Source organism: Clostridium sp. LXY-7, from assembly GCF_056172015.1.
This window is the reverse complement of sequence record NZ_JBLLJL010000001.1, coordinates 1,017,795-1,043,444: the sequence shown is the minus strand read 5'-3', so window position 1 is coordinate 1,043,444 and position 25,650 is coordinate 1,017,795. Positions and strand designations below refer to the sequence as shown.

Annotated in this window: 26 protein-coding genes; 2 read left to right on the top strand and 24 right to left on the bottom strand. The window is 30.3% G+C overall.

The annotated features are described in order from the left end of the window. Nucleotides 1-35 precede the first annotated feature (35 nt). From ACI48Q_RS04915 to hflX, 23 genes are all read right to left on the bottom strand, one after another. A complete protein-coding gene (locus tag ACI48Q_RS04915; RefSeq protein WP_474917928.1) occupies nt 36-1,484 on the bottom strand; it encodes a coproporphyrinogen III oxidase in 1,449 nt (482 codons plus the stop codon). A 34-nt stretch (nt 1,485-1,518) separates the two neighbouring features. Beyond that, nucleotides 1,519-2,121, bottom strand: a complete 603-nt coding sequence (locus ACI48Q_RS04910; protein WP_474917927.1) for an MBL fold metallo-hydrolase — start codon at nt 2,119-2,121, stop codon at nt 1,519-1,521. A gap of 66 nt (nt 2,122-2,187) precedes the next feature. Beyond that, nucleotides 2,188-2,637, bottom strand: coding sequence for a D-aminoacyl-tRNA deacylase (gene dtd / locus ACI48Q_RS04905; protein WP_474917926.1), 450 nt, complete (start codon nt 2,635-2,637; stop codon nt 2,188-2,190). A 17-nt stretch (nt 2,638-2,654) separates the two neighbouring features. Next, nucleotides 2,655-4,829, bottom strand: a complete 2,175-nt coding sequence (locus ACI48Q_RS04900) for a RelA/SpoT family protein (protein WP_474917925.1) — start codon at nt 4,827-4,829, stop codon at nt 2,655-2,657. Nucleotides 4,830-4,941: 112 nt separating this feature from the next. After that, entirely contained in the window at nt 4,942-5,460 is a 519-nt protein-coding gene (locus ACI48Q_RS04895; protein ID WP_474917924.1) for an adenine phosphoribosyltransferase, read from the bottom strand. A gap of 112 nt (nt 5,461-5,572) precedes the next feature. Next, complete coding sequence (locus ACI48Q_RS04890) at nt 5,573-6,421, bottom strand: DHH family phosphoesterase (RefSeq protein ID WP_474917923.1); 849 nt, start codon at nt 6,419-6,421, stop codon at nt 5,573-5,575. A gap of 118 nt (nt 6,422-6,539) precedes the next feature. After that, nucleotides 6,540-7,424, bottom strand: coding sequence for a protein translocase subunit SecF (gene secF / locus ACI48Q_RS04885; RefSeq protein ID WP_474917922.1), 885 nt, complete (start codon nt 7,422-7,424; stop codon nt 6,540-6,542). Continuing rightward, on the bottom strand, nt 7,417-8,670 hold the full coding sequence (gene secD / locus ACI48Q_RS04880; RefSeq protein WP_474917921.1) for a protein translocase subunit SecD: 1,254 nt from the start codon (nt 8,668-8,670) through the stop codon (nt 7,417-7,419). The genes secF and secD overlap by 8 nt, the downstream gene beginning before the upstream one ends. A 198-nt stretch (nt 8,671-8,868) precedes the next feature. Next, nucleotides 8,869-10,230: a thioether cross-link-forming SCIFF peptide maturase gene (scfB, locus tag ACI48Q_RS04875; protein ID WP_474917920.1), complete on the bottom strand. Its 1,362-nt coding sequence runs from the start codon at nt 10,228-10,230 to the stop codon at nt 8,869-8,871. A gap of 61 nt (nt 10,231-10,291) precedes the next feature. Beyond that, nucleotides 10,292-10,429: a six-cysteine ranthipeptide SCIFF gene (gene scfA, locus ACI48Q_RS04870; protein WP_035134469.1), complete on the bottom strand. Its 138-nt coding sequence runs from the start codon at nt 10,427-10,429 to the stop codon at nt 10,292-10,294. Nucleotides 10,430-10,476: 47 nt separating this feature from the next. Next, nucleotides 10,477-10,845: a TIGR04086 family membrane protein gene (locus tag ACI48Q_RS04865; protein WP_474917919.1), complete on the bottom strand. Its 369-nt coding sequence runs from the start codon at nt 10,843-10,845 to the stop codon at nt 10,477-10,479. Nucleotides 10,846-10,896: 51 nt separating this feature from the next. Then, nucleotides 10,897-11,190, bottom strand: a complete 294-nt coding sequence (gene yajC / locus ACI48Q_RS04860; RefSeq protein WP_474917918.1) for a preprotein translocase subunit YajC — start codon at nt 11,188-11,190, stop codon at nt 10,897-10,899. A gap of 67 nt (nt 11,191-11,257) precedes the next feature. Further along, the gene (gene tgt / locus ACI48Q_RS04855) at nt 11,258-12,388 is read right to left on the bottom strand and encodes a tRNA guanosine(34) transglycosylase Tgt (protein ID WP_474917917.1); all 1,131 of its coding nucleotides are present in this window, start codon (nt 12,386-12,388) and stop codon (nt 11,258-11,260) included. Nucleotides 12,389-12,412: 24 nt separating this feature from the next. Further along, nucleotides 12,413-13,438 carry a tRNA preQ1(34) S-adenosylmethionine ribosyltransferase-isomerase QueA gene (gene queA / locus ACI48Q_RS04850; protein WP_474917916.1) on the bottom strand — a complete coding sequence of 342 codons (1,026 nt, stop codon included), beginning with the start codon at nt 13,436-13,438 and terminating at the stop codon, nt 12,413-12,415. A gap of 17 nt (nt 13,439-13,455) precedes the next feature. Further along, nucleotides 13,456-14,469, bottom strand: a complete 1,014-nt coding sequence (gene ruvB, locus ACI48Q_RS04845) for a Holliday junction branch migration DNA helicase RuvB (protein ID WP_474917915.1) — start codon at nt 14,467-14,469, stop codon at nt 13,456-13,458. A 29-nt stretch (nt 14,470-14,498) separates the two neighbouring features. Beyond that, complete coding sequence (ruvA, locus tag ACI48Q_RS04840; protein WP_474917914.1) at nt 14,499-15,092, bottom strand: Holliday junction branch migration protein RuvA; 594 nt, start codon at nt 15,090-15,092, stop codon at nt 14,499-14,501. Nucleotides 15,093-15,198: 106 nt separating this feature from the next. Beyond that, nucleotides 15,199-15,855, bottom strand: a complete 657-nt coding sequence (locus ACI48Q_RS04835; protein WP_474917913.1) for a hypothetical protein — start codon at nt 15,853-15,855, stop codon at nt 15,199-15,201. Between the two features lie 61 nt (nt 15,856-15,916). Then, the gene (locus tag ACI48Q_RS04830; RefSeq protein WP_474917912.1) at nt 15,917-16,327 is read right to left on the bottom strand and encodes a DUF3785 family protein; all 411 of its coding nucleotides are present in this window, start codon (nt 16,325-16,327) and stop codon (nt 15,917-15,919) included. Between the two features lie 177 nt (nt 16,328-16,504). Continuing rightward, entirely contained in the window at nt 16,505-17,245 is a 741-nt protein-coding gene (locus ACI48Q_RS04825) for a YebC/PmpR family DNA-binding transcriptional regulator (protein WP_474917911.1), read from the bottom strand. Nucleotides 17,246-17,431: 186 nt separating this feature from the next. Next, the gene (locus ACI48Q_RS04820) at nt 17,432-18,085 is read right to left on the bottom strand and encodes a YigZ family protein (protein WP_474917910.1); all 654 of its coding nucleotides are present in this window, start codon (nt 18,083-18,085) and stop codon (nt 17,432-17,434) included. A gap of 230 nt (nt 18,086-18,315) precedes the next feature. Next, the gene (locus ACI48Q_RS04815; RefSeq protein ID WP_474917909.1) at nt 18,316-18,978 is read right to left on the bottom strand and encodes a HEAT repeat domain-containing protein; all 663 of its coding nucleotides are present in this window, start codon (nt 18,976-18,978) and stop codon (nt 18,316-18,318) included. 41 nt (nt 18,979-19,019) lie between these two features. Beyond that, the gene (locus ACI48Q_RS04810) at nt 19,020-19,241 is read right to left on the bottom strand and encodes a hypothetical protein (protein WP_474917908.1); all 222 of its coding nucleotides are present in this window, start codon (nt 19,239-19,241) and stop codon (nt 19,020-19,022) included. 427 nt (nt 19,242-19,668) lie between these two features. After that, nucleotides 19,669-21,453, bottom strand: coding sequence for a GTPase HflX (hflX, locus tag ACI48Q_RS04805; protein WP_474917907.1), 1,785 nt, complete (start codon nt 21,451-21,453; stop codon nt 19,669-19,671). Nucleotides 21,454-21,563: 110 nt separating this feature from the next. Between hflX and hpt the strand changes: the two genes are divergently transcribed. Continuing rightward, entirely contained in the window at nt 21,564-22,091 is a 528-nt protein-coding gene (gene hpt, locus ACI48Q_RS04800) for a hypoxanthine phosphoribosyltransferase (RefSeq protein WP_474917906.1), read from the top strand. A 95-nt stretch (nt 22,092-22,186) separates the two neighbouring features. Here the strand turns inward: hpt and yunB are convergent, their stop codons facing one another. Continuing rightward, on the bottom strand, nt 22,187-22,819 hold the full coding sequence (gene yunB / locus ACI48Q_RS04795) for a sporulation protein YunB (RefSeq protein WP_474917905.1): 633 nt from the start codon (nt 22,817-22,819) through the stop codon (nt 22,187-22,189). Between the two features lie 168 nt (nt 22,820-22,987). On the opposite strand from yunB, the gene ACI48Q_RS04790 reads away from it, so the two are divergent. Next, the gene (locus ACI48Q_RS04790) at nt 22,988-25,627 is read left to right on the top strand and encodes a transglycosylase domain-containing protein (protein ID WP_474917904.1); all 2,640 of its coding nucleotides are present in this window, start codon (nt 22,988-22,990) and stop codon (nt 25,625-25,627) included. Nucleotides 25,628-25,650 lie beyond the last annotated feature (23 nt).

Sequence of the window (25,650 nt, the reverse complement as noted above, 5' to 3'; positions counted from 1 at the left end):
CAATTTTTCATTAAAGTTAATATTGTTTACCTTTTCTAACATCCATATAAAGTATATAAAAGTTGAAGTTTTTTTTCAATCATCTCATCAATTCTCTTATTATACTCTCTTACATCTTTTATATTTCCAAATCGTTCAATTCTATCTTCTTCTAAAAATACAACCTTAGATACAGCATCTGCTCCTAGCGCTGCTATGGTTTGCTTTTCTTCTATCATCTGTATATTATATATACATTCCTTACCATTCAATGCATATCCTACATTTTCCATATTCCCTACCATATTTTTTTGTCTATACATATAATATGGAATCATATTTAATTCTTTTGATAAATTTACAGTAGCTTCATACATTCCATTCACTTCTTCTTGATCTGGTATTTTAAATTTTTCATTATTAATTAAGTTTTCATATAACTTTGATGCTCGCTTTATAGACATGCCATGAACTGTTATGCTATCTGGTCGTAAATTTTTAATTTTACTACATGTGTTCTCTATATGTACTAATGTTTCCCCTGGTAACCCTACTATAATGTCCATATTGATATTGTCAAATCCAAGTTCTCTAGCCATCTTGAATTTTTCTTCTACATCCTTTGAATTATGATTTCTTCCAATATTTTTTAAAGTATCATCATTCATAGATTGTGGATTAATACTGATTCTATCTACCTTATATTCTCTCATGGTATTAAGCTTCTTTAAAGTTATGCTATCAGCCCTTCCACATTCAACAGTAAACTCTTTTATTCCCTTATTGACCACAAAGCTATTATATATCTTACTCATAATATAATGAAATTCTTCATCATTTACAGAAGTCGGTGTTCCCCCACCAAAATAAACATTTTCAATTACAAGCTCTTTTGAATTTATGTATTTACTTATCTCATCTATTTCTTTCCAAAGACATTGTAAATAGTCTTTTACTATAGATTTACAAGCACCTATTGGATTAGAAGTAAAGGAACAATATACGCATCTTGTTGGGCAAAAAGGCATTCCTATGTATATACTTATTACATTTTTATCCTTATTCACGATATTCTTTTCATATTTTGCCACATCAATGCAGAGTTGGGCTTTTTCTTTCGTGGTCTCATATCTATCTTTAAAATTAGTAATAATTTCTTCCTCCGTAGCACCACTCTCTAATAAATCTAGTGCCTTTTTAGAAGGTCTTATTCCCACTAAAGTTCCCCATGGTAAAATCTTACCTGTATGATGTTTAAGAAAGTTAAATACAATCTTTCTAACTTCTTCTTTTAATTTATATTTCCCATTTATATAATGTTTTTCTTCTTTTTCATAACTCTTTATTAATATAAGATTATCGTTAATCTCAATATTTATATCACCATTATCCTCAACAAATTCTATATGAATAAAATTAAAAAATAAATTCACCATCTGAAAAACATCATATCTAAAATTTAAGTCATTTAAATATATTTTTACATTACTTTCAATCTCCGCCACTATTCATCAAATCCTTTGCTATGTTCAATATGGCCTATAAAAATGGATTATACCTTCTTTCATCTCCTATGGTACTACTTGGTCCATGACCAGGATGAACCACTACATGATCCTCTAGACACATAAGGTTAGTTTTAATTCCATTAATTAAGGTAGCATGGTCGCCTCCAAGTAAATCGCTTCGTCCTATAGAATGTTTAAATAAAGTATCTCCTGTAAATAAAAAATCTCCTGTTTTTAGACATATTCCGCCTGGCGTATGCCCTGGAGTTTCTATGACTTCCATAGTACATTGGCCAAAATTTATAATGCCTTTATGCTTTAAACATATATCTGCTCCACCTTCTATAAGTGGACCATAGTATTGTGCTCCACTTAGAATCATTTGATTATCCTTTTCTCCAATTGCCACCAATGCTTTAGTTATATGCTTCAAGCTTTGTACTCCTGTGGTATGATCAAAATGTCCATGAGTTAATATAATATACTTAACATTAGCCCCAAGGTTTTTTAATTCAATTTCTACATCATCCACATCTCCTCCTGGGTCAAGCACTACAGCCTCTTTAGTATTTTCATCCATCACAATATAGCAGTTTGCTCCATATACTCCTGCCATTAATCTTTTTATAATCATAGTCTCACCTCTAAAACTTTTCTTTATATGCCTAATATAAAATTCTTTATACTTATTACTTAATTTCTAAAAATCTTTATTGCTATCTAAAAGCAAGGTAACTGGTCCATCATTTACTATATTAACCTTCATATCTGCGCCAAACTCTCCAGTTTCCACCTTAGAAATTTCTTTTTTAAATGCCGCTATCAATTCATCATAAAATTTTTTAGCTTCTTCTCCACCTTGAGCCTTCATAAAATCTGGTCTCTTTCCCTTACGGCAATCTCCGTACAAAGTAAATTGAGATATTAAAAGTAGTTCTCCCCCTATATCTTGAATAGAGTAGTTCATTTTATCATTTTCATCTTCAAAAATTCTCATTCCTACAATTTTTCTTACTATGTATTCTATATCCTCTTTAGTATCTTCTTTACTTATTCCAATAAGCACATTTAATCCCTTACCAATTCTCCCAATAATATTGCCTTCAACCTCTACACTTGAAGAAGTAACCCTTTGCACTACAGCTCTCATAATAAAAATCCTCCTCTTTAATGTTTCTTCCTATACACATCTTTAACACCTTCTAACTTTTTCAACTTAGCTAAAATTTGCTTAAGATGAGCAATATCTCTTATAGTTACTTTTAAATTAACTATTGCCTCACCATTTTTATTTGCTTTTGCATTAATTGATAATATATTAGTTTTTAAGATAGATACTTCTTCTATTACCTCTGTTAAAAGTCCCATTCTATCCTCTGATCTTATTTGTATATCTGCAATATAACTTTCTCCTTTTTCATCTCCCCAGGTTACCTCAATTATTTTATAAGGCTCTTCATTCTTAAGATTTATAAGGTTTTTACAATCAGTTCTATGAATAGAAACACCTTTACCTTTGGTTATATAACCAACTATATCATCCCCTGGCACTGGGCTACAGCATTTTGCAAATCTAATTTGTATATTTGTGGTTCCTTTAACATTGATTCCAGAGTAGCTACTATTATTATGCTTTTTAACAGGTTCTTTTTTAATGACCTCTTCTACGCTAACTGGATTACTTTTTTGTTTATCTTTTTCATAAGCTTCCTTTAACTTATATATCATGTTACCAGGATTTAAATCTCCAACGCCTACAGCATTATATAAATCTTCAATAGTTCTTAAGTTATATCTCCTTAATATTTTCTCTAGTACCTCTTCCTTAAAGATAACAGAGAATGCATATCCATACTTTTTACATTCTTTATCTACTAATTCTTTCCCCTTTTCTACCGTCTCTTCTCTATTAGCCTTTTTAAACCAAGCCTTTATTTTGCTTTTTGCTTGATTACTCTTTGCAATACCAAGCCAGTCTCTTCTTGGTCCTTTAGAATTAGGAGAAGTAATTATCTCTACAATTTCTCCAGTTTTTAATTTATAGTCCAAATTAGTTATTTTACCATTTACTTTTGCACCAGCACATTTATGTCCTACATCTGTATGTATAGCATAGGCAAAATCTATAGGAGTAGAATTATTAGGTAAATTAATAACATCCCCTCTTGGAGTAAACACAAAGACTTCATCAGAAAATAAATCTATTTTGAACCCTTCCATAAATTCTTCTGCATCTACGGTTTCTCCTTGCCACTCTAACATCTCTCTAAGCCAAGATAACTTAGAATCTAAAGAAGTGCTTTCTCCTTCTCCACCGTTTTCTTTATACTTCCAGTGGGCTGCTATACCATATTCTGCAGTTTTGTGCATGTCATAGGTTCTTATTTGAATCTCAAAAGGCTTCCCAAATGGCCCTATTACTGTAGAATGAAGAGACTGATACATATTAGGCTTAGGCATAGCAATATAATCCTTAAACCTTCCTGGTATAGGTTTATACATAGTGTGTACAATTCCCAATGCAGCATAGCATGAACCTATATCATCTACTAAAATTCTAACTGCCGTTAGATCAAATATTTGATCTATAGATTTATTTTTATTTATCATCTTTCTATAAATACTATAAAAATGCTTTGGTCTTCCTTCTATATCTGCTTTTATTCCAACCATGTTAAGATTTAATTTAAGTTGAGAAATAATATGACTAATCTGCTCCTCTCGCTCTACTCGCTTCTCCGATATAAGTCTTACTAAATCATAATATTCTGTTGGATTCAAATATCTTAAAGCTAAATCCTCTAATTCCCACTTAATTTTTGATATTCCAAGTCTATGGGCTAAAGGTGCGTAAATATCTAAAGTTTCTTTTGCTTTCTCCTTTTGTTTATTCTCAGGAGTATATTTTAATGTACGCATATTATGTAATCTATCCGCAAGTTTAATAAGTATAACTCTTATATCCTTGGCCATAGCTAAAAGCATCTTTCTAACATTGTCAGCTTGTTGTTCTTCTTTAGTCTTATATCTAATTTTTTCTAATTTAGATACCCCTTCTACTAAATTGGCCACTTCTACTGAAAAAATCTCACAAACCTGTTCATATGTATACTCCGTGTCCTCTATAACATCATGTAAAAATCCTGCTGCAATAGTTGATGTATCAAGTCCCAATTCTGCTAAAATACATGCTACTTCTAGTGGATGTATTACATAGGGTTCTCCAGATTCTCTTTTCTGATTCTTATGAGCTTCTACAGCAAATTCATAGGCCTTCTTAATAAAATCGATATCCACATTATGACAATTGCTATTAATTTTTTCTATCAATTTCTCAATCATGGGATTCACTCCTAAAACTAAAGGCTGGTTATAGAACCAGCCACTATTTTTGCTATATTATATTATATACTACAACCTAAATTATTTCAATTTGTGTTTAAAATGTTTTTACTTAAATATCATAATTTACTAATGAGGTCACATTATATCCTGGTAATTTTCCTCTTCCATTTAACTCTGTTAGTTCGATAACAAAATTTAAAGACACAACTTCTCCACCAGCTTGCTCTATCAGTTTTGCAACAGCAGAAACTGTTCCACCTGTGGCTAATAAATCATCTACGATAGCAACTCTCTGACCAGGCTTTATTGCATCCTTATGAATTTCTAACTCATCACTACCATATTCTAAATCATAAGAAACCTTAATAGTGTCAAAAGGTAATTTCCCTGGCTTTCTCACTGGAACAAAACCAGAACCTAATGCATAAGCTACAGGCACTCCAAACAAGAATCCTCTTGCTTCTGGTCCTACAACTACGTCTACATTTTTATCCTTTAAATTATCTACTATGGAATCTATTGTACATTTTAAAGTTTCTCCATCTTGTAGTAATGTTGTTATATCCTTGAAACTTATTCCTTCCTTTGGAAATCCATCAATAATTCTTATATGATCCTTTAGGTCCATATTACTTCCCCCTACCATATTTATTTCTAAATTTACTAACTGGTAATAATTAATATTATATATCACTATCTCAGATTTATGCAAGAAGATGGATAATGTAATATTTAATATACTAAATCTCCCCCATGTTCCGGAGCAGTTCCATATATAAGTATTTAGCTATTTGCGTTGCTCTATAGCTATTATTAGTTGTCAAAAGTTCCACAATTATTTTTGAATTATCCAACCTTTGATTTGAAATCATATTAGGTAATAATTTAATTCCATCATCATAAAAATCAATATGCTTATATGAATTTTTATGTTCCTCTAATAGTGCAAGCAATCCATAATTATTAGTTGAATTAAGCTTTCTAAGTCCCTCTTCAACCATATATTTATTTTCACCTTCAATTTTACATCCAGAGGTAAGTATACCTATCATAACTAAATCTAAATATTTATCTTTACATTTCATTTTATAATAAGAAGATATAACTTCAACCACCTTATAAGTCAATGCTGATATAGTTAAATCTTTAAATTCATAATCACACTCTTCTTGATTAGGATTTATAAGAATTCCCTTAGATGGTTGTACACTCGAAACATGATTATCAATAACTATTACATCAATACTGTTTTTCCTACAAAATTCTAATTCTTCCTCAGTTACCCTACATCCTAAAGTTATAATAAGATTAGTCCCTAAGTATTTTATATGATCACTTATATCATTCACATTTAAAGTTCTATCATTTACATCTCTATATTCACTAGGTATAAAATACTCCACATCACTATTAAGATATCTTAATACTAAGATAAATATGGATAAAGCACATATAGTATCAAAATCATAATACCCATATAATACTATTTTTTTTCTTTCATTGACAGCTTCTATTATCCTATTTAATCCACATTTTATATTTCTAATATTAAATGATTTATATATATTTACGTTTAAATTATCTTCCATGAGCTCTCCTCCAAATAATTAGAAAACACATATATTATAATTTAAAAACCTACATTTTACAAACATTTTCGAAAAAAAAGTAGAAAACATTTTAAAGATTTTCTACTTTTCTTAAATATTACGCAGTTACTGCCTTTTTATTTTTGCCTTTTCTCTTTTTCATTATTACCCAAATAGGACTAGCTATAAATATTGAAGAATATGCTCCTGTAACAATTCCAACTATCAGTGGAAGTGAAAATTCTCGAATGGAGGGTACGAATATATATACACTCACTATTGTAATCAATGTTGTTATTGTTGTGTTTATACTTCTTGATAATGTTTGTAATACACTTTCATTAGCCACCTCTTCTGGTGATTGCCTCCTATTTTTCTTTTGATTTTCTCTTATTCTATCAAATATAACTATGGTATCATTAATAGAATATCCAGCAATAGTAAGAATAGCTGCTATAAATGGGGTGTTAACTTGAATTCCAAATACGGCATAAAATAATACTGTAAGTATTACATCGTGAGTTAATGCTATAATGGCAGCTACTGCAAAATTAAATTCAAATCTTATAGTTACATAAATTAATATACCTAATGCAGATAATACTAATCCTAAAAGAGCCTTTTGCTTTAATTCCTTACCTACAGTTGCTCCAATATTCTCTGTCCCAATTAGAGAATTTTTCTCCAATGAGTATTTTTCCTGTACCTCATTTACCAAAGAATTTATTTCCTCATCATTAAGTATACCCTCTTGAACTATAATTTCGATTTCTTTATTCTCATTAGCTTTTTTAGTAGAATACTTATCCTTTGCATATTTATCTACTATAGCATCTATTTCCGATTTATTGAAATCTTTATTTATATTTATAGTTATAACAGTTCCACCCTTAAAGTCTATTCCATAATTAAGTCCATTCATGAATAAAAATACCAACCCAATAGCAATTGCTATTCCAGATATAGAAAACCAAATTTTCTTCTTACCTACAATGTTATTCATGGTTTCCAACTCCTTTCACCCCAAAATGAGATGGTTTGTTGATTATACCAACATCAACTGACCAAGTAAGTAACATTTTAGTTAATGTAAGCGCTGTAAAAATACTTATTACTATACCTATCATTAGGGTAGTTGCAAACCCTTTTACTGCTCCTGAACCAAAAAAGTATAAAACAATTCCTGCTATCATAGTTGTAATATTAGAATCAAGAATGGAATTTAATGCTCTATCAAACCCTGCAACAACTGCACTTTTTATAGATTTACCAATTCTTAGCTCTTCTCTAGTTCTCTCAAATATAAGTACATTAGCATCCACTGCCATACCTATAGTCAGAATTAATCCAGCTATACCTGAAAGACTTAAAACTACTTTAAATTCAGCAAAAACAAATAATAGTATAACTCCATAAGCAACTAATGCTATTGATGCTACCACTCCTGGTAATTTATAATAAGAAATCATAAATACCACAATACATAACATACCAATAACCGCTGCTTTCTGGCTAAGATTTAGAGCCTCCATTCCAATTGTAGGTCCTACAGTTTTTACGGATACTGGCTCTATTGTAACAGGAAGCGCTCCTGACTGAATTATATTAGCTATAGAATTTGCTTCATCTGAACTGCTCATTCCCTCAATTACAGCTTCTCCATTATTAATAACAGAATTTACTGTTGGACTTGTTAATATCTCATTATCCATTTTTATAGTAATTTGTTTTCCTAAAAATTTAGAGGTAGCCTCTGCAAATTTTTTACTTCCATCTTCATTCATTTTTAAACTAACTACATATTTCCCATCTTGAGTCATATATGAACTAGCTTCTTTTACATCTTTACCAGTAAGAACTGTATTTCCTTCTGGATCTTCAAAAATCAATTCTCCAGTCTTACCTATAGTTGATAATACATTATCAGTGTCAAACTCTCCGGGAATTTCAATTCTTATCCTATTACTACCTTCTTTGGTAACTGGAATTTCTTTTACTCCATCCTTATCTAATCTCATAGAAATTAACTGAATAGTTCTGTTGATAACTGAAGTGTCTACATTTTCATCTTTAATTTCCATAAGTAATGAAGTTCCACCAACTAAGTCAAGACCTTTATCAATAGTAGCTCCAAAAGATTTTATCCTATAACTCCCAAGCTCTACTCCAAAAAGTCCTAAATAAGCTAATAGGACAATTAGCAGAATAGTAACAAGTAAATAGATTCCACTCTTTGTCTTTTTTTTCATAGTTATCCCCTTTCACTCTACTCTAAAGTAAATTTATCAACTATTTATTTTCCACAATTATTTTTTAAATTATTATGGCATAAACTATGATAATTTCCCATATACTTTAGGTGAAGTTAAAACTTCACCTAAAAAGTTCCACTTATAGTGTAAATTATAAATCCTCAGTAAAAAATAGTCAATATTATCTATAATTAGTTATTTCATAGTTTTTGCTTTTAGTGCAATTGCACATTCAATTCTCTTTTTTTGCATTTTACAGCCTATTTCATAAGGTATATGCATATCACCATTAAAGTTGAAATTATTAGCTTGGCATCCTCCACTACAGTAGAATCTAGCCCAACATTTTTTACATATTGGCTTGTTATATATATGAGCATCTTTAAGCTCTTGAACTATATTGTACTTTTTAACTCCATCATATATATCTCCCATAAGAAAGTCTTTATTCCCAACAAACTGATGACAAGGATACAACTCTCCATCTGGAGTAACAGCCACATACTCATGGCCTGCTCCACATCCTGAGATTCTTTTATATATACATGGTCCACCTTGTAAGTCAATGTTAAAATGATAAAACTTAATTGGTTTACCTTCGTTATGTCTTCTAATCATATCTTCATATAATAAGTCGTACTGACTAAATATAGTAGGTAAATCCTCTTCTCTTAAGGATAATTCATGATTATCTGGTAGAACTACAGGTTCTATGGATATCTCATCAAAACCTAAATCCGCCATATGCTTCACATCTTGAAAAAAGTCCGTATTCTCTCTTGTAAAAGTACCTCTCACATAATAAGTTTTTGACTTGTCCCTTATTTCTACCATTTTTTTAATATTTGGAAGTATCCTATCATAAGAACCACTGCCATCTACTCTAATTCTTACTTTGTCGTTTATTTCTTTTCTTCCATCTATACTCAATATGATATTTCCCATGTTTTTATCTAGATACTCCATTATTTCATCATTTAATAAAGTAGCATTGGTAGTCATAGTAAATCTAATAACTTTATTGTGAATCTTTTCCTGTTCTCTTGCATAATCTACAATTTCTTTTATAGTATCAAAGGCCATAAGAGGCTCTCCGCCAAATAAATCAACTTCTATATTTCTTCTCTTTCCAGAATTTTTAATTACAAAATCTATAGCATCTTTTCCTACTTTAGCGCTCATAGTTTTTCTACAGCCTTTGTATTCACCTTCATCTGCAAAGCAATATTTACATTTTAAATTACAATCATGAATTATGTTCAAGCAAAGAGCCTTAATTGCTACCTCAGCTTTACCACTCATCATGGCTATGTTTTCATACAAATCTTTAGAATATAATATTTCATCATTTACTAGGCTTTTTAACTCTTCATAAACTTCATCTATTTCTTCGCTTGAGTACTTTTCTTTAAAAATTTCTTTTAGTTCTTTATTATCTCTTAATTTATCTGAATCTAATAAATCGTATACAATTTCATCTACTTCATGAACTGCCCCTGAATTTACATCTATTACATAAAAATCATTACCCTGTTTAAACTTATGAATTAATTCCAATTTTTTATCCTCCAATTAAATATAAAGCAGTAACCTTTAGTTACTGCCTTTAAAACTATAATTAGTTTTCACACTCTAAGTTAGCTACTGTACAAGAAGTCTTGCAAGCTGATTGGCAAGAGTTAGCACACTCTTTACATCCTGGTTTCTTTAAACTTTCCTTTATGTTTGATTTGTTTATTGTTTTAATGTGTTTCATAGTTTAATTACCTCCATATATGTTTTTTAGCATAATTTAACACAAATCTATAGATTAATTCCTAGCATTCCTGATAGTGTACCCACAATCAATGCCAGTGAAAACCTAACAAAATCTTTTATATCAATAGCAAAGCCCTTTCCACATATTATTGATACTATATATAATATCAACATATAAAAAAGTGCAACTAATAACCCCACCAACCATCCTTTATTTCCCATCTTCAATGTAGCATAGATTGATCCATACATAACACTAAGTAAGGTAACTACCACTATAAATACAGAGGTAACCTTATCTCCCAATGGTACAAATGAAATAAGTATAGCATAGATTATTATACATAATACTGTTGAAATTGATGCTCTTATAACTCCCTGTATAACACAGGGATATTGAAATTTGTTGTACATTTTAAATCCCCCCTTTATTATATGAATATGTTTATATGAGGGGATTTATTATTAATTTTCAGCTGTTTCTTCTTTAATATTTGCTGAGTTTATAACGTTAGCAATTCCAGCTTTAGACATTTTAATTCTAGCTCTATCTGGACCGCTTTCTAGTATAATGTAATCTTCTTGAATATTAATTATTCTTCCCATTATACCACCTTTAGTCATGATTTCATCATTAACAGCTAATGAGCTTAGCATATCGTTATATTTTTTCTTTCTTTTCTTTTCTGGTAAAAAAATCATAAGATAAAACAGTACAAATACTAATATCATTGGCGCAAATGCCATTATTTGTTGCATAATATCCCTCCTTTCAAAGGTTTTAATTTTATACTATATAAAAATTATATATTCATTATTTACTAGCTTAAGCTTTTCCATTCCACTGCGCAAGTTTTTCTGCTTTAAATTCTTCGAAACAGTCTGCATCAATAGCATTTCTTATATCTTCCATAAGCTTATTATAAAAATATAAATTATGAAGTACGCAAAGCCTCATGGCTAGCATTTCTTTAGCCTTAAACAAATGTCTTATATATGCCCTTGTGTAATGTCTACATGCCGGACATTGACATCCTTCATCTATAGGCATATGATCTAACTCAAATTTAGCGTTCATGAGATTTATTTTACCATACTTAGTGAATACCTGTCCATGCCTTCCATTTCTTGCAGGTAAAACACAATCAAAAAAGTCTACTCCTCTAGAAACTGCCTCTAAAATATTTGTAGGAGTTCCCACTCCCATAAGATATATCGGTTTATCTTGTGGAAGATGTGGCACAACAGCATCTATTACTTTATACATTTCTTCATGAGTTTCTCCTACTGCTAATCCCCCTATAGCATATCCGTCTAAATTCATTTTAGCTATGGTTTTAGCATGTTCTATTCTCATATCTTCATAAACTCCACCCTGATTTATTCCAAATAACATCTGCTTTTTATTTATTGTCTCAGGAAGAGAATTTAGCCTATCCATTTCAGTTTTGCATCTCTCTAGCCATCTAGTGGTTCTTGCTACAGACTGCTCAACGTACTCTCTTGTTGAAGGATTAGGTATACACTCATCAAAAGCCATAGCAATAGTGGATGCTAAGTTGCTTTGTATTTTCATACTCTCTTCTGGTCCCATAAAAATCTTTTTGCCATCTATATGAGAACTGAAATATACTCCTTCTTCCTTTATTTTCCTTATATTTGCAAGAGAAAATACTTGAAATCCACCCGAATCAGTAAGTATAGGTCTATCCCAGTTCATAAAATTATGTAATCCACCTAATTTCTTAACAACTTCATCTCCTGGTCTTAGATGAAGATGATAAGTATTGGAAAGTTCCACTTGACATCCTATTTCCTTCAAATCCATAGAGGATACTGCGCCCTTAATTGCTGCTAAAGTTCCTACATTCATAAATACTGGAGTTTGAACCACTCCATGAGTTGTTGTAAACTCACCTCTTCTTACTTTACCACTTTTTTTCAATAATTTATACATAATTCACCTCTTATACAGTTAGACTTACTTTATAAACATAGCATCTCCAAAGCTGAAGAATCTATATTTATTCTCTACAGCTACCTTATATGCATTCATAACTATATCCCTTGTTGAGAATGCACTAATAAGCATAATTAAAGTTGACTCTGGTAGATGGAAATTGGTAATTATTGAATCTACTATTTTGAATTCATACCCTGGATATATAAAAATATCTGTGTATCCAGCTTGCTCTTTTACCCTTCCATTATCATTTGCTATGCTCTCAAGAGTTCTATTCGATGTAGTCCCTACTGCGATTACTCTTTTTCCATTGTCTTTTGTCTGATTAATGATTTCTGCATTTTTGTTATTTAAATAGTAATATTCCGAATGCATTTCATGTTCTTCTATGTTTTCAGCCTTAACAGGTCTAAAGGTTCCTAGCCCAACATGAAGAGTTACAAAGGCTATATTAACGCCCTTATCTTTTATCTTTTGCAATAGCTCTTTTGTGAAATGAAGTCCAGCTGTTGGTGCTGCTGCGGAACCAACCTCTTTAGAATAAACTGTTTGATATCTTTCCCTATCTTCTAATTTTTCTTCTATATATGGTGGCAGTGGCATCTCCCCTAGATTATCCAAAACTTGTTCAAATATACCTTCATAATAAAATTTCACTCTTCTATTTCCATTTTCTAAAACTTCTACAACTTCAGCCTTTAATTCACCGTTTCCAAACACAAAAATCGCTCCGACTTTTGCTCTTTTCCCAGGTTTTACAAGAGTTTCCCATACATCTTCACACTCTCTTCTTAAAAGTAGAAATTCCATTTTCCCACCTGAGCCTTCTTTGGTTCCGTACAGCCTAGCTGGCATAACTCTCGTGTCATTTAACACTAAACAGTCTCCTGGATTTAAATAATCCACTATATTTTTAAATACTTTGTGTTCAATGTCTCCAGTCTTCTTATCTAAAACCATAAGTTTAGATTCATCTCTTTTTTCTAAAGGATGCTGTGCTATCAATTCCTTTGGTAAATCAAAATAAAAATCCCTTACTTTCAAAACTTACACCCTTCCTTCTAATTAAAGTTCATATTATCTGGAACTGCTCTTCCTAAATGTTCATAGGCTTTTCTAGATGCAATTCTTCCCCTCGGAGTTCTAATTATGAATCCCTTTTGAATAAGATATGGTTCATAAACATCCTCTATAGAACCTACTTCTTCTCCTATAAAGTAAGCTAAGGTTTCTATACCTACAGGTCCTCCTGAAAAATTATCTATTATTCCCTCTAAAATTTTCTTATCTATTCTATCAAAGCCTACTTTATCAATCTCTAAAAGATCTGTGGCTCTACGAACTACTTCTTTATCTATGATACTATTTCCTTTCACCATAGAATAATCTCTAACTCTTTTTAATAACCTATTAGCTATTCTTGGAGTACCTCTAGATCTCATAGCTAAAGACATAGATCCTTCATCATTAATTGTTACTCCTAATATCTGTGCAGAACGAACTATAATTTCTTTTAATTCCTCATCACTATAATATTCCATAGGACATAATACTCCAAATCTATCTCTAAGTGGAGCCGTTAAAAGTCCTACTCTAGTAGTAGCTCCTATTAGAGTAAATTTAGGAAGATCTAATCTAATGGATTTAGCTGATGCTCCTTTACCAATAACAATATCTAAAGCATAATCTTCCATAGCCGGATATAAAATTTCCTCAACAGCTCTGCTTAATCTGTGTATTTCATCTATGAAAAGCACATCATTATTATTTAAACCAGTAAGAATAGCTGCTAAATCTCCAGCTCTCTCTATGGCTGGCCCAGAGGTTATTTTTAAACTTCCGCCCATCTCCTTAGCTATTATATTAGCTAAAGTTGTCTTTCCTAATCCTGGAGGACCATATAATAATACATGATCTAGTGCTTCATTTCTCATTTTAGCTGCTTCTAAAAATATACTCAATCTCTCTTTGACTCTATATTGCCCTATATATTCCTTAAGTTTTTGGGGTCTTAAGGAATATTCTACTTCTATATCCTCTTCCTTAAAACTAGATGAGATAACCCTATCTTCCATAATACCCCTCCTTAATTTTATAATTTACTTTAACTCATCAAATTCTTTAAACAGTTTTTTATTATATCCTCTATACTACTATTATGATCAATGCCTTCTATAGCTTTCTCTGCTTCTTTTTCAGAGTATCCCAATGACATAAGTGCACCCAAAGCCTCAGATAACTTTTCATTATGTTTCTTCTCAACCTGAATTTTGCCTTCTTGTATCCATTGTTCTTCTGCTGTAATTTTATCTTTAAGCTCTAATATTATTCTCTGTGCAATTTTCTTTCCAATCCCTGGAGCCTTAGTAATAGTTTTTTCATCTCCAGTTATAATTGCATATCTAAGATTTATCATATTACAAATAGACATAAGAGATAAAGCTGCCTTAGGACCTACTCCATTTATAGATATAAGTAGGTTAAACATTTCAAGTTCTTCTCTTGTTAAGAATCCATATAACCCTAGAAAATCCTCTCTTACTACTTGTTGAATAAATAATTTAACCTTTTCGCCATTACTTGGCATATTGGAAATAGTACTTCCAGATGTAAAAATCCTATATCCTATGTCACCGCATTCTACTACAACATATTCTTTTTCTATAGATATAAAATATCCTTTTATATAATCATACATATTAAAATCACCTATTAATTTTTTTTACAACTATATTATACTTTACCATCTATGATATAACAATTCAATAAAAAAACTTAAGGATGTTGAAATCCTTAAGTTTTTCCTATGTGCTACAAAGAGCTTTAGCATACTCTACAGCATCTTGTATATTTGAAAACTGATAATCTTTATTTCCTTCATATAAAGTTTTTAAAAAATTACCTCTGTTCTCTATGTCCTTAATAGTTATACGTGAACTGTTTTCAGATTTTGGATTAATAACGCCGTCCTCTACTACTCTTATAGAGCTGTTGTTTTCTTTTTTATAGATAACTACATGGTCTCCCTTTACTCCTATAAAATATGAATCTGTATCATATTCATATACATTTATATTTTTTGTAAATACAGCTTCCTCTTTAGTTAACCTATCTAACTTATATCCAAAGTTTGAAAATATACTTTCTAATTCTTGTCCTGAAAGCCCTATAAGCTTATTTTTTTCAGCCCTTATTCCTTTATCTAAACTTTCATTAGCCTCAATAGAATCTAAACAGTTATTGTATTTTAAATAAAATTTCACTTTAGTATTTTCACTAAGAACTATATCCGACATTTTAAAATTAAGAGTTTCTTGAGTTTTCTCAAATATACTTTCTCCAAATAATTCTTTATCTTTTATAATCCTTATACTAAAAGTATAACTAATTACAAAGATAAATATACCTATTAACGTTAATATAACATAATTTTTCTTATATTTTTTCCAAAACTTTTTCATTTGAATCCCTCCTATTGGGGATTCTATCCAAATTTTAGCAGTTTATACATTGCTATATAAACTACATCTCACATTGCTCAATTTCTACGTAATATTTACCACATTTCTCACAAAGCACTATAACTACAATGTAACTATTATCTACCTTTTTCCCCTTCAATAGTTTTACAAATGATGTTTCTTCATATTCCTTGGATAAATTACTCATGAAATATTTATTATCTTTAGTAAATATATAAAAATGATACTCTAGAAATCTAAAACATTTATTTATAATTACTCCTTCATTACAGTCTTCGCAATTATCACTATAATATTCATAATCAAAATTAACCTTATCTTTACCTTCATTTAATAAATATATAACATCATTCACTTCGAAATCTACTACCTCTTCATTGTCTAAATAAAGAAGATTTGTCTCTGAGATTTTATATTCACAGTCCTTAATGATTAAATTAAAATTATTCATATATTTTACCACCTTTATTTTAGTCTTTTTTAATATAGTTAATAATATATTGATATGATATTTTATATTTAAACCCCTCTTTGATTAGGTTAAAGCTCATGGAAAATAAGCTCTCCACTCCATCAAAGAAGGGTTTAAAATCATACATATTCTATATCTATTTTCTAAGTAATAGTATTATCCTTCCCAACTCTCTGGGAACTCAGCATTGTGCCAAACGTTTTGAACATCGTCATCATCTTCTAATTGATCAAGCATCTTTTGAAATTTAATAGCAGTTTCTTCATCTATGGCTGTATATGTATCTGGAATCATTTTTATATCTGCTTCCAAAAATTCTATTCCATTATCTTCCAATGCTTCTCTTACTGTTCCAAAATCTTCTTGAGTTGTAGTTATAATATATACTTCATCCTCTGAAGCAAAGTCCTCAGCTCCAGCATCAAGAGCCATCATCATTAGTTCATCCTCATCCAACGAATCACTCTTCTCTATAACAATGTCACCTTTAGTTTGAAACATAAATCCTACGCATCCTGATGATCCCATGTTTCCACCTTGTTTAGAAAAAGCGTGTCTTACATTTCCTGCCGTTCTATTTTTATTATCTGTTAAGCATTCAACGATAACAGCTGTACCTGCTGGACCATATCCTTCATAAACTATAGTTTCATAATCAACTGCCCCTAATTCTCCGGAAGCTTTTTTAATTGCCCTATATATAGTGTCATTAGGCATGTTAGCAGCTTTTGCTTTTGCAATAACATCTCTTAGCTTAGCATTAGCCTCTTCATTTGCTCCTCCATTTTTAACAACAACCATTATTTCTTTACCTATTTTAGTAAAGATTTTTCCTCTCTTTGCATCAACTTTACCTTTTTTTGCTTGTATGTTATGCCACTTTGAATGTCCTGACATATCTATTCCCTCCTATGCTATATGTAAAATTAGCCATCTTTAAAACAACTAGTACACTCACTAATTATTTTTTGATAACTCCACGTAAATTAAACAAATTAACCACAATATTATATCATATTACTAATTTATCAACAAGTTCCATAAATCCCTATTAATTTAAAATAAAAATTCTTATTACCGCATTTATTTAGAATATGCTCTAAAGTATCTATGTCCTTCTTTAAATAAAAACTCCTCATCTTCTTCACATATAACCACTTTACCATTGGATGCTTCAATAAAAGAATTTATAATTTTTTCTTTATTTAACATTTCGCAAAACATAAAAATTTCCACTTTATTCGTATATATTATGTCTTCGATGTTCCAATTATTAGTTCCACATAAATACTGAATTTTACCTAATAAATCGTAATCTAAAGTTAATTTTAACTCTTGACCTAATACCTTTTCAACTATACCTGTCTCTTCTATTGCTGTAGACGCACCTTTAGAGTAGGCTCTAATCAGTCCTCCTCCACCTAATAGAATTCCACCAAAGTATCTGGTTACTACAACTGCAACATCTGTTAAATTATTTTTTTTAATTACTTCTAAAACTGGTATCCCTGCGGTCCCCTGTGGTTCTCCATCATCACTATATCTTTGAATACCCTTGTTTTCCCCTACTACATAAGCATAGACATTATGAGTAGCATCCTTATGTTTATTTTTAATTTCACTTATAAACCTCTTGGCTTCCTCTTCACTTTCCACTCTTTTAATATATCCAATGAATATAGATTTTCTTTCCTCAAATTCCGATATGGCACTACCCTTTACTGTAAAATAACTCATCCAATCACCCTTTATATAAACTAATTTTATTACTTTTAAATTATTATTTTTACCTATATTAATGATAATTATTGCTACTGATGATATGACTATATGAAATCCTTGAGAGGAACTTGTCCCCTTTCTTCTTTATAAAAAATATATATTTACTCAAAATTCTATATCTATAACTACTAATTTATTATATCGTAGAGTTTATTCTTCTTAATTTTATATCTATATGATGTATATTATAGAATTGATTTTATGTATGTTAAGTAATCTTCACAGGCTTTCTTCACATATTCTTTTTTAGACGTATATAATAACTGTTCTATCTTTTCCTTAGCAGAGATAGATTTTAATTTTTGTAATGATTTTATGGCATAAGCTACTACTTGGAGATTTTCATCACTTAACCCCCGAATTAATGCGGCTTCTCCTTTTAAATCTCCTATTTTCCCTAATGCTGATATGGCCATTCTTCTAATATTTACATGATTATTCACACTAGCCTTAATAAGAATATCTACAAAAATATTCTCTCTCATCTCACCCATTATCCATATAGCACCTTCTTTTTCCTTTAGTTCCATATCCATATAAGAAGTCTTTATATAATTCATTAGTTTAGCTTTATTGACTCTATCTAAACCATTTATTACAAATATTCTTTCATCTTTAGGACATGATAAAAGGATTTTAAAAAGCTCTGGCATATTATTACTCTTTGCTAGAAATCTATATTTAATCTTACAATTGATTATATGTTTTTGCACTGTAGAACCATCCAAGTTTCTTATTTTACTTATTGCCTCTATGGATTTTCCCTCTAGACTTAGAAAGTAAGTTACTTCTTCATCACTATAATTATTAATAAATTCCCAATTATATTTAATTAATCCACTACCCAAAACCTTCGCTCCTTATTTTTATTATCATATCAATTGTATTATTATATTATAATCTTCTCAATGTTTTTCCTTTGAATTTCTCCACATTTTTTACAATAATATACATGGAAACACAGTTTTTCACTATCTTGAATTTCCTCTTCCGCGGTGTAATTGTCATAATACTCTTGTACTCTTCCTTTATCCTCCATTATTCCACCACAAATACTACATTTATATAATTCATTTTTTAAATGATTACATAATGGACATACTCTCTCCATGCATCTCACTCCTATCAAAAATATAACTTTATTATTTCCTATTTCCATGGAAATAACTCATAATCAGTTATATATAATTTATATAACAACAGAAACCGTATAGTTTGAAAATGTTCACTTGGATTTTTTATATGTTTTTATTAATTTTTATTAACTTCTATTAATTTTTATTAATTTTTATTAATTCTTATGTACGTATGTGTTATTATATGATATCATTTATCTGTAAAAAGTCCAATAATCCTATCGTGTAAAGGTAGCTCTATTTTTTAGAGTTGCCTTTTCCTATATTAAATTGTAAATATTATTTTTTCAATATATTTTTATGTACTGTTATATTTATAGTAAACAATATGTTTACCTCTTAAATTTTAATATGATTTTAAAAAGGTAGTTCTTTAGATTGAACTACCTTTTTATCTTTTATTTATATAATATATTTTTCACACTTATTGTAGACCTCTTGATCTCCCTGTACCTGTACTATTGTTCCTTCCTCTACATATTCCTCATTTTCCACCAATGCATTTCTGTGGAGATATGCTACAGTAGAAGAATCGCTATATGGAATTAACACTTTAAAAGCTTTTAATTTATATGGTAGCATTTCTGTACATTTTTTTAAGAGAATATCAAAATTGATTTTTTCCTTAGCAGATACCTCTATAATAATGTAATTATTAAATTTCTCTTTTAAAGAACTTAACAATGCTTCATTAGCATTATCAATTTTATTTAGAACTAATATTACAGGCTTTTCTCCTGCTCCTAATTCTATTAACACTTCTTCTACTACTTCCACCTGGCTAGCTGCGGCATCATTAGAGCTATCTACTATATGAAGTAATAGATCTGAATAAACAACCTCCTCTAAAGTGGATTTAAAAGCTTCTACTAAATCATGAGGTAATTTTTTTATAAATCCTACTGTATCTGTAACTGTAGCCATTCTATTATCAGGTAGTACCATTGCTCTGGTAGTTATATCAAGAGTGGCAAAGAGCATATCTGCCTCGAATACCTTTTCTTTAGCATTATTAGATTTAATTGGTGCGTAATCGCAAAGAGCATTCCTTAACGTAGATTTTCCTGCATTAGTATATCCTACTAAGGAAATTTTAGATAAATTATCCCTGCTTCGCTTTTCTCTTTGAGTAGCTCTAGAGCTTTTTATTTTCTCTAGTTCCTTATTCAAATCATAAATCCTCTCTCTAATATGCCTTTTATCTGTTTCTAGCTTTTTCTCTCCAGGTCCTTTTGTTCCAATTCCTCCACCAGTTCTAGATAATACTGTACCTAGTCCTCCTAACCTACTTAACCTATATTTTAACTGAGAAAGCTCTACTTGTATTTTAGATTCTTTACTTTTGGCTCTTGTAGCAAATATCTCTAAAATCAGAGTAGTTCTATCAATTACCTTTACCCCCATAGCCTGTTCTAAATTTCTAACTTGTGAACCTGACAGTTCCTCATCAAATATAATTACATTAGCTCTCATGGATTGTCTTAAGTAAGCTATCTCTTCCACCTTTCCACTACCAATAAAAAATGCAGGATCTACTTTACTTCTCTTTTGTAAAGTTCCATATATAGGCTCTACATTACAAGCTTTAGTCAACTCCTTAAGTTCCTCTAAACTTTCCTCATCTTCTGTTGACACTAATATAGCTCTCTCAGAATTATCTTCCTCTACTCTATTATCTTTTAAAATACTTTCTATATATTTTATTTTATCTAAAAATTTATAGTTTACAATCTGCTCTGTAGTTAAATTTTTTACTTCATCCTCGATTAATATATTATCTTTTATATCACAGAAGCCTATATTATATATTAATTCCTTGCTTTCTTCTATACCAATAGCTACTATGCAATCTAATTTCAACTTAATTAATGCAGAAATATCCAAAGCAGATAATTTAGGATTTCCATTTGGATGGGTATGTATAACTCTAATCTGGGATAGCTTTCCTTCCTTTGTGTCCACTAGTGGAAGATCTACCGTTGAACTATCTCCTATGGCCACACTTACTACATTCCCTTTTCTATCTATAGCTACACTTACTTCCCTTTCCAAACTTAAAGTTATTTCCTTTAGTATATTACCTAACTCCTCTGTAGTAATTTCTGTTCTCTGAAATTTAAAATCATAAATTTCCTCTAACCTATTTAAAATCGAATTTTTTACGCCTTCTATATTTCCATATATCATATTAACTCATCTCCAAAATTTAAAATTAACCTACTATAATCCTTGACAATTTTAACTTAATTTTATACTATGATTACATCATTGTAAATATAAATTAGAGGTGTGATTCCATGGAAGATAAGCAAAGAAACATTTTGTTCTCAAAAGAACAACTTCAAGAAGCAGTTGTAAAAGTTGGTAAAGAAATTACTAAAGATTATGCAGGAAAAAATCTTTACGTTTTATCTTTGCTTAGAGGAAGTTTTATTTTTGCAGCTGACTTAGTTAGAGAAATTGAAGTTCCAACTACTATTGGTTTTATGACTACTTCAAGCTATGGTCATAATGAAGAAAGCTCTGGTGTTTGTAAAATAGTTAATGATGTTCCTGATAACATAGAAGGGCTTGATGTACTTGTAGTTGATGATATAGTTGATAGTGGCATAACTATGAACTTCGTTATGAATCATGTTAAAAGCTTAGGTGCTAAAAGCGTAAAGTGTTGTACTCTTTTAGATAAGCCTGAAAGAAGAAAAGTTGAAATAAACCCAAACTATTGTTGTTTTGAAATTCCAGATTTATTTGTAGTTGGTTATGGTCTAAATTATGGAGATCATTATAGAAATATACCCTACATCTTTAACTGGGAAATGAAATAAAAAAGCACTGATTTCCAGTGCTTTTTTTATAAGATTAATTAGTTGCTTCACCCTATTTGTTTTATTAATCCCCTATTATCTATAAATTCTAATTATTATTTATCATTTAAATTCATATTAATTGCATTATCTGGAACCTCTCCAACTATAATTGTCTCTATAATTGGTATTTGATTAATTACTTCTATATCTCTATTTGCTAATGGCAATATTAATCTCATTTTTGTAGTGGTCTCTATATATATTTTATGCCTTGTTTGATTTATTCCTGCCGACTCAAATTCTGATATATATTTAGATACAATATATCCTATAGGTTGCATTTTAACAGTTATTTTAGGTCCAATTGGCGCTAATATGTTATTCTTAGATAAATAACCTACTGGTATTTTAATTCCAACTTCTCCTATTTCTTTAATTTCCTCTTGAGCCTTTATCACTGTATTAATAGATAAATTGTTTAACTTTAAGGTATCTGCTTTCATCAGTATTATTTTTCCATTTTTATCTTTTTCTATATTTATTAATTCATCATAATTGAAATTATTAGAATACTCCTGAAAAATAGTCTTATTTATTATGTTCGTTACCTCTGCTCTCATTTCCATATCACAGGTAACTAATACCCTAGGTATTATTATTTCATCTAAAGCATAGATAAAGGTCATTAATAAACTAAGTAAAAACATGATAACTAACATAAATTTAATCTTTACTGATGATTTCATAGTATTTCTCCTTTATAAATATGGTATAATTATAATAATTGTATTCGTTGTTCTATTATATGAATGTATAGTTAATTCAAGAATAACTTACTATATTTTTACTTGTATATTAGTTAGTAGTTATAATATAATACTGAAAATAGGAACAACTATTTAAGGAGGTCAAGAATGAGTACTAAAAGTAAGAAAAAGAGTACTAAAAGTGCTAAACCTAAAAAAAGAAAAGCATTTAAAGTCATATATATAACCCTTTTATTTGTATTGCTAATTACTGCATCTATAGGGTTTGGAATTTTTTCAGCAATTGTAAAAACTTCTCCTGAACTTGATATAAACAATTTCTTAAAATCTGAAGAAACCACTATATTATTAGCTAGTGATAATACTGAAATGGATGAGTATAACTCTTCTGAAAAGAGAATATCTGTAGACATTAAGGATGTTCCTGAACACCTTAAAAATGCCTTTATATTCATTGAAGATAGAAGATTTGAAACTCATAATGGTATAGACATAAGAAGACTTGGCGGAGTAGCTATCGAAGATGCTAAAATTCTTTTAGGATTATCTGATGGAAGTCTCCAAGGTGCTTCTACCATTACCCAACAACTTGTAAAATACAAATTTTTCCTAGAGGATTCTCTTAATAATAGAGGCTCCATTAAGAGAAAAGTTCAAGAAATGTATTTAGCTATTCAATTAGAAAAAGATCTAGGTAAAGATGAAATATTACAAGAGTATATGAATACAATTTTTTTAGGAGGCTCATCCCATGGAATAGAAGCTGCTGCTAACATGTACTTCAACAAATCTGTTGGAGAGTTGACTTTAAAGCAATGTGCTTTTATTGCTGGTGCAGCACAAAATCCATCTGTATCCTATAACAATGCCTATGAAGCTTTCTCAAAAAATCAACCTTTTGACTCACCTAGAACTAAGTTAGTTTTAAGTGAAATGTTGAAATATAATGCTATAACTCAACAACAATATGATGAAGCTATAGCTGAACCATTAATGATGAGTTTTTCTAATAAATCTGTAGATAAGCTGAATTATGAGTGGTTCTCTAGACCTGTTATAGAACAAGTAATAAAAGACCTAATGGAAACCTATAAATACAGTGAAACTGAAGCCCATGAATATGTTAAATATGGTGGTCTGAAAATATATACTACCATGGATAGAGAACTTCAAGAGTCATCCCAAAAAATCATTAATGAATCTTTTAGTGGCTACGATGATCTTCAAGCCTCAGCTGTAATAATAGATTATAGAAAAGGTCAAGTTAAGGCAATTATTGGTGGACGAGGTGAACAACCACCTCTATCTTATAATAGAGCAGCTTCTGATAATTTCTTACGTGCCCCTGGTTCTAGTATTAAACCATTGACAGTATACGCACCAGCTATAGAATCTAAAGAACTTACAGCAGGTTCGGTTTTCGTAGATGGCCCACTACCTAAAGATGTAGGATCAAAATATCCTGGTGAGGGTGGTAAACCTTATAATCCAACAAATCTTCCTAATAAATATGATGGCTATATTACACTGAGAGATGCCATTAGATATTCTAAAAATACTATTGCAGTTACAGTAGCAGACAGAATCGGACTTAAACTTGGAGCTGAATACGGTAAAAAATTTGGAATTCATATAGATCCCACTGATGAAAGTTCTATATCTGCATTATCTCTTGGCCAATTAAATGGTGGAAATCTTGCTGGTACTACTCCTCTAGCTATGGCTCAAGCCTTTGGTACTTTTGGTAATGAAGGAATGATGTCTGATTCTAAAATGTATACTAAGATTACAGATAAAAATGGTAAGATTATTCTTGAACCTAAATATGAAGTATCAGAGGTTATTTCATCTCAAACAGCATATATCATGTATGATTTAATGAAGGATTCTGTATCTGGTACTGGTAGTTCTGCTAGATTTGGAAATATTCCTGTCAGTGGTAAGACTGGAACCTCTTCTGATTATAAAGATATTTATTTTGCTGGATTGACTCCATACTATTCTGGAGCTATATGGATTGGATATGATGACTACTCTGAATTAGAGCGTAATATCCGTGGAAGTAATACCTCTGCAGGACTTTGGGGAAAAATAATGAAATCAGCCCATAAAGACTTACCTTATAAAGAAATAGAACGCCCTAGTGGTATAGTGGATGTCTCTATTTCCAAAGATTCTGGTACATTACCATCAGATTTGACTAAACTTGATCCTAGAGGTAACAGAATCTATAGTGAAATGTTTATAAGTGGAACTCAACCTACAACCATAGACAAAGTTCACGTAGAAGCAGATGTTGTTAAAGTTGAAGTTAACAGCAATGGTAAGAACGAAAGTAAATATTATTTACCTAGTCCAACTACACCAAAGGATAAAATTGAAAAAAGAGTCTTTATCACTAGAGAGGCAAACTATGATGGAAATTTAGCTGATAATGCATATCTTCTTCCTACAGAAATTGATCCTACTGTATATGATATAGTGCCTCCTGGTAATGAAGAAAATACAGATCCTATATCTCCACCTGACAATGGTGATGATATAGAGAATCCTGATAATACTACGCCTGCTAATCCTGGTGATAATAACGATAATGGTAATACTAATACAGATAATACTGGTAATACAGGTAATAGTAATAACAATTCAACTAGAATTCTAAATAGTCCTAATAGTGGAGGTGCTACCTCATCTGCTCCAATAACCTTCATAAATAGATTTACTAATATGGTAGGAAATTTACAAAATAAATTTTTATTTCCTTTGTTTAATACATTTTTTAGATAATTATAAAAGCTCTTAACTAATTT

Excerpts from the sequence above, each read along its gene's own strand:
- ACI48Q_RS04910 (WP_474917927.1), bottom strand. The coding sequence starts at position 2,121 with ATGATTATAAAAAGATTAATGGCAGGAGTATATGGAGCAAACTGCTAT.
- dtd (WP_474917926.1), bottom strand. The coding sequence starts at position 2,637 with ATGAGAGCTGTAGTGCAAAGGGTTACTTCTTCAAGTGTAGAGGTTGAA.
- ACI48Q_RS04900 (WP_474917925.1), bottom strand. The coding sequence starts at position 4,829 with ATGATTGAGAAATTGATAGAAAAAATTAATAGCAATTGTCATAATGTG.
- ACI48Q_RS04895 (WP_474917924.1), bottom strand. The coding sequence starts at position 5,460 with ATGGACCTAAAGGATCATATAAGAATTATTGATGGATTTCCAAAGGAA.
- ACI48Q_RS04890 (WP_474917923.1), bottom strand. The coding sequence starts at position 6,421 with ATGGAAGATAATTTAAACGTAAATATATATAAATCATTTAATATTAGA.
- secF (WP_474917922.1), bottom strand. The coding sequence starts at position 7,424 with ATGAATAACATTGTAGGTAAGAAGAAAATTTGGTTTTCTATATCTGGA.
- secD (WP_474917921.1), bottom strand. The coding sequence starts at position 8,670 with ATGAAAAAAAAGACAAAGAGTGGAATCTATTTACTTGTTACTATTCTG.
- scfA (WP_035134469.1), bottom strand. The coding sequence starts at position 10,429 with ATGAAACACATTAAAACAATAAACAAATCAAACATAAAGGAAAGTTTA.
- ACI48Q_RS04865 (WP_474917919.1), bottom strand. The coding sequence starts at position 10,845 with ATGTACAACAAATTTCAATATCCCTGTGTTATACAGGGAGTTATAAGA.
- yajC (WP_474917918.1), bottom strand. The coding sequence starts at position 11,190 with ATGCAACAAATAATGGCATTTGCGCCAATGATATTAGTATTTGTACTG.
- tgt (WP_474917917.1), bottom strand. The coding sequence starts at position 12,388 with ATGTATAAATTATTGAAAAAAAGTGGTAAAGTAAGAAGAGGTGAGTTT.
- ruvB (WP_474917915.1), bottom strand. The coding sequence starts at position 14,469 with ATGGAAGATAGGGTTATCTCATCTAGTTTTAAGGAAGAGGATATAGAA.
- ruvA (WP_474917914.1), bottom strand. The coding sequence starts at position 15,092 with ATGTATGATTATATAAAAGGATATTTTATATCTATAGAAAAAGAATAT.
- ACI48Q_RS04835 (WP_474917913.1), bottom strand. The coding sequence starts at position 15,855 with ATGAAAAAGTTTTGGAAAAAATATAAGAAAAATTATGTTATATTAACG.
- ACI48Q_RS04830 (WP_474917912.1), bottom strand. The coding sequence starts at position 16,327 with ATGAATAATTTTAATTTAATCATTAAGGACTGTGAATATAAAATCTCA.
- ACI48Q_RS04825 (WP_474917911.1), bottom strand. The coding sequence starts at position 17,245 with ATGTCAGGACATTCAAAGTGGCATAACATACAAGCAAAAAAAGGTAAA.
- ACI48Q_RS04820 (WP_474917910.1), bottom strand. The coding sequence starts at position 18,085 with ATGAGTTATTTTACAGTAAAGGGTAGTGCCATATCGGAATTTGAGGAA.
- ACI48Q_RS04810 (WP_474917908.1), bottom strand. The coding sequence starts at position 19,241 with ATGGAGAGAGTATGTCCATTATGTAATCATTTAAAAAATGAATTATAT.
- hflX (WP_474917907.1), bottom strand. The coding sequence starts at position 21,453 with ATGATATATGGAAATATAGAAGGCGTAAAAAATTCGATTTTAAATAGG.
- hpt (WP_474917906.1), top strand. The coding sequence starts at position 21,564 with ATGGAAGATAAGCAAAGAAACATTTTGTTCTCAAAAGAACAACTTCAA.
- yunB (WP_474917905.1), bottom strand. The coding sequence starts at position 22,819 with ATGAAATCATCAGTAAAGATTAAATTTATGTTAGTTATCATGTTTTTA.
- ACI48Q_RS04790 (WP_474917904.1), top strand. The coding sequence starts at position 22,988 with ATGAGTACTAAAAGTAAGAAAAAGAGTACTAAAAGTGCTAAACCTAAA.